General features: G+C 44.4%; 5 protein-coding genes. 2 read left to right on the forward strand and 3 right to left on the reverse strand.

Annotation, left to right across the window (positions count from 1 at the left end; genetic code table 11):
- Positions 1 to 168 precede the first annotated feature (168 nt).
- Positions 169 to 354 carry a PCP reductase family protein gene (locus PX484_RS21795; protein ID WP_287764906.1) on the forward strand — a complete coding sequence of 62 codons (186 nt, stop codon included), beginning with the start codon at positions 169 to 171 and terminating at the stop codon, positions 352 to 354.
- Positions 355 to 358: 4 nt separating this feature from the next.
- Here the strand turns inward: PX484_RS21795 and moaA are convergent, their stop codons facing one another.
- Positions 359 to 1,348: a GTP 3',8-cyclase MoaA gene (gene moaA / locus PX484_RS21800; RefSeq protein WP_288105466.1), complete on the reverse strand. Its 990-nt coding sequence runs from the start codon at positions 1,346 to 1,348 to the stop codon at positions 359 to 361.
- 427 nt (positions 1,349 to 1,775) lie between these two features.
- Between moaA and PX484_RS21805 the strand changes: the two genes are divergently transcribed.
- Complete coding sequence (locus PX484_RS21805) at positions 1,776 to 3,140, forward strand: DUF3370 domain-containing protein (RefSeq protein ID WP_287764910.1); 1,365 nt, start codon at positions 1,776 to 1,778, stop codon at positions 3,138 to 3,140.
- A 7-nt stretch (positions 3,141 to 3,147) separates the two neighbouring features.
- Here PX484_RS21805 and PX484_RS21810 read toward each other — a convergent pair whose 3' ends face one another.
- Entirely contained in the window at positions 3,148 to 3,660 is a 513-nt protein-coding gene (locus tag PX484_RS21810) for a TolB family protein (protein ID WP_287671239.1), read from the reverse strand.
- A gap of 23 nt (positions 3,661 to 3,683) precedes the next feature.
- Positions 3,684 to 3,899: a hypothetical protein gene (locus PX484_RS21815; RefSeq protein WP_002737387.1), complete on the reverse strand. Its 216-nt coding sequence runs from the start codon at positions 3,897 to 3,899 to the stop codon at positions 3,684 to 3,686.
- Positions 3,900 to 3,922 lie beyond the last annotated feature (23 nt).

Genomic DNA, 3,922 nt, shown 5'->3' on the forward strand with positions numbered 1-3,922 from the left:
GACCGACCCAACTGCAACAAAAAGCGTTAGATTTATTGGGAGTTTCCCTGATTTGTACCCAGTAACGGGGTGCTGTAAATTCTCTTAATCCCTTCTACAGCACAGGTTATGGCCTTTTGTCAACGGGGAAGTCCAGGTATAATAGACGGACTACTATATGTTAAATCTATGGAAGCTCTAGATTTTTGCGATCAACTACAATGGACAGCAGAAGCAAAAGCAAAACTGAAAAATATTCCCTATTTTGTCCGTTCCCAAGCGCGTCAAAGGATAGAAGAATTAGCTCGTCATGCCGGTTCCTATCGAGTTACCGTGGAAATGGTAGAACAGGCTAGAATAGAATTCGGACAGTAGATTTTTAGCCGCCAATTTGCGACATAGTACGGGTATAAATGCCACTTGATGTGCCGGAATCACGCAGTTTAAAGTTTATTTCTGCCTTCAGTTCTATTAATTCCCGCACTCTTTCCCTGATTTCTGCTGGCGAAATTCCCTGACGGAGGGCAGTTTTTAGGTCAATTTGTCCGGTTTCGTTGAGGAGACAGGGACGCAACCAACCATCGGCCGAAAGACGTAGGCGGTTACAGCGATCGCAAAAACATTCCGACATCTGACTGATAAAGCCAATTGTACCCTTAGCCCCCGGAATTTGAAAAACATCGGCCGGACCATTTCCCCGCACTTGACCCTCATTTAAGCCCCATTTTGCCCGAATTCGCCCCCTTAATTCCTCGCTCGCAATCCAAGCTTTTTCTTGAAATAAATCACCGTTACCGATGGGCATAAACTCGATAAAACGGACGTGCCAACGCTTATCGATGGTCAAAGCCGCTAAATCTTCCACTTCTGCCTCATTTATCCCCGGAATCACCACCACATTCAATTTTAAGGGGTCAAAACCCACTCTCTGGGCTGCTTGAATACCTGCCCAAGTTTTTTGCCAACGACTCCGGCCGCGATTACCGATAATTTTATCAAAAGTGTCGGGGTCGAGGGAGTCCAAACTGATATTAATCCTTCTTAGTCCGGCTTCATACAACATTTCGGCTAAATTGTCAAGTAAATAGCCATTAGTGGTCAAGGCTAAATCGCTAGTGGCAGATAAAGAGGCGATATCGCGCACAATCTCCACTACTTCGGGATGTAAGAGAGGTTCCCCACCAGTAAGGCGAAATTTGCGGAAACCGAGGGGAATAAAGACATTTTTGACTAAAGTAAGAATTTCCTCCCGGGTGAGTAAATCTTGCGGTCGAACAGATGCCAATTCTGCATCTTCAGGCAGACAATACTGACAGCGAAAGTTACAGCGATCGATTAAACTAATCCTGAGATAGTCAATTTGGTTCATGTTCACGAGCAAATACTGTTATAAAACTTCATGAATTTATCATAACAATTCTGGCTCGATCGATATCTAGACATCGGCTACATCTAGATTTTAGTCTATGATGACAATAGATTTGCTCAATGGCAAGGGCAAATAACGATTGGTAAATTTGATAATTTTTCTTGATTGTACTTAAGTAGGTAGGCGTTAAAAATTATCAGACACCCCCCTTATCAAGGGTAGGGTTGATTCATGAATCAACCCTACCTTATCAAGGGGGGATTAAAGGCAAAATCGATTTTTAATTTAATTATAACCAACTACTTAACTAAAAAGGTCGGCTAACACCCCAAAGAAATATTAAACAATCCTCTAGATATGGACAAACAGAATACTATCTAAATGGAGCGAGCCAGTAATGCTATGATCAAAAAATAATTATCTTGAGATGGTAATTTGTGTGATTTTACCTTTTTTACTACCCATTGCCCAAACTCCTCCTATTGTAGAAATAATTCGACCGGCGCAGGTGCGTCCTTTGCCGAATCAACTAGATCAAGTTCCCGTTTTTAATAGCAATAGTCCTGAATTATTGCTAGGAGAAGGGATTTTGCTTTCGACTTTTCCCCCCCAAGAGAAAAGTTTCCCCTCGGCCCATTTAAATTATGCTTTTCAGGGACGCTTTGATATTTTTGCCCACCATGTAGCGAGGGGGAGTTTTCCCGATAATTTACGCACCCTTTATCTGGGTATATTACTCCACAATCCCAGTCCTAATCCCGTCACCGTTAAAATTCTGCAAGGGGCCAGTTATTTGAGTCAACCGGATGCAGCTTTTATCGATTTACCTGCACAAGTGGAAAATAATCAGGGGACAGTTTTTGCAGGTCCAGGAAGTCGGGTAATGGGGGATATTTTAATGGGGCAGCGTCAGGATATTTTTCCCGATAGTCAGGATATTTTTCCCGATAGGATTATTATTCCGGCGGGGGAGAGTTTTATGGTCTTAAATGCGGCGATTCCCGTGCGCGATTTGACTCCCCCTTTAAACGGTAGGTCCACTTATCTCCGTCTGGAAAGTGACGGTCTTCTCTACGCTGCTAGTTTAGCTCTTTATGCACCCCTAGATGAAAATGGACAGGAAAGACCACCAAATCTGACAGAGTGGCAAAATTTGCTAGAAAAAGGCGATTTATCGACTCCGCGCGATCGAGCGCCCACTCCTCCCCATAGTCAAGGACAGATAATTTATGGACGGGTAGCGGGGGTGTCCCAAGGTTCAGCCTGGCCTGCCCGATTGGTCGATCGAGCTTCTTTATGGTTAAATATTCCTGATTCTGGTCAATCTATAGCCTATGGGATTAGTACCCTACCCGGGGGCAAATTGGGAACGGAACAAAATCAAAGTGCTAGTATGTTAGTTCGCTATCCCGATACGGCCTATCAAGCTCATGGTAATTACGGTGTGGAATATAGGTTAAGTTTACCTCTATTTAATGGGAGTGATGAGGCGAAAACGGTGACTATTGCGCTAGAAACACCGATTAAAGAGGATATTATCGGGCAGGGTTTGCGTTTTCTCGATCCGGCTGCCCCACAAGTGTTTTTTCGGGGAACAGTAGCCGTCAATTATAGCGATGACCAGGGACAGGCACAAAGCAGATTTTTCCATCTCGTCCAAAGACGCGGACAAGAGGGGCAATCTTTAGTGAGTCTGACTATTCCTCCGGGGGATTGGCGTGTAGTACAGGTAAATTTTTTATATCCACCAGATGCCACTCCTCCACAGGTTTTAACGATTAAGACCGAGTAGAACAAGTTTAAAATTGGCCGTTAACGATCGCAATATTCCATTGACCGTCTTGGTTGGTTTCAAAGGCAATTTGGCGACCATCACCGCTAATAGTGGGATTGCGGACGCTTCCCCGCAGGTTAGCGGTTAACAGGGTTGCACGGGATCTGGAACGATCATAAACCATAACATCACTTTTACCGCGTTCGCTGGAGATATAGGCAATTAAACGACCGTCAGCATTTAAAGATGGCTGATCTTGGCTAGAATCGCCACGATTTAGGTTAGGAAGATTAACTAGGCGCTTTTCTTGCAGATCGAATAAATATATACTACGACGACCGGAGCGATCGGAAGCGAAGGCTAAATAGCGACCATCAGCACTATAACTGGGAAATTGATCGGGAGCAAAACTATTTAAACCACCGGTGGGAACTTGAGGAGTGATCAAAAGAGGGGAATTACAGCCACTTATCCCCGATAACAGCCCAAAAGAGGCCAAAAACCGCCCCAGCCAGACAAAAAAAAATTTTTCTTTCATCTTGACTTTTGACCCCAAATGTGCTAGTAACTTTCTTCCTTGCCGACGGTTTTGAGGGTCAGTAGTTGATTGCCTTGACTGAGACTATCGGCGATCGCTTCTCGAATCGGCAGGTCAATACTGGTTTCAGCGAGGATTTCTTGGGCTTTTTGCCGCAAATCTGCCCCGGTATCGGCATCTACTTGGTCTAGATCGAGTAATTCCTGCGATAGCTGTTCGATCGAATTCGGGTTAGTCATAGCTCAGGCTCCCAACAAGCTTA

The organism is Microcystis sp. M49636_WE2, from assembly GCF_030065375.1.
Classification (GTDB): Bacteria; Cyanobacteriota; Cyanobacteriia; order Cyanobacteriales; family Microcystaceae; genus Microcystis; species Microcystis aeruginosa_C.

Bases quoted from the DNA above. Each gene is read 5' to 3' on its own strand.
- PX484_RS21795 (WP_287764906.1), top strand. From the start codon at position 169: ATGGAAGCTCTAGATTTTTGCGATCAACTACAATGGACAGCAGAAGCA.
- moaA (WP_288105466.1), bottom strand. From the start codon at position 1,348: ATGAACCAAATTGACTATCTCAGGATTAGTTTAATCGATCGCTGTAAC.
- PX484_RS21805 (WP_287764910.1), top strand. From the start codon at position 1,776: ATGGTAATTTGTGTGATTTTACCTTTTTTACTACCCATTGCCCAAACT.
- PX484_RS21810 (WP_287671239.1), bottom strand. From the start codon at position 3,660: ATGAAAGAAAAATTTTTTTTTGTCTGGCTGGGGCGGTTTTTGGCCTCT.
- PX484_RS21815 (WP_002737387.1), bottom strand. From the start codon at position 3,899: ATGACTAACCCGAATTCGATCGAACAGCTATCGCAGGAATTACTCGAT.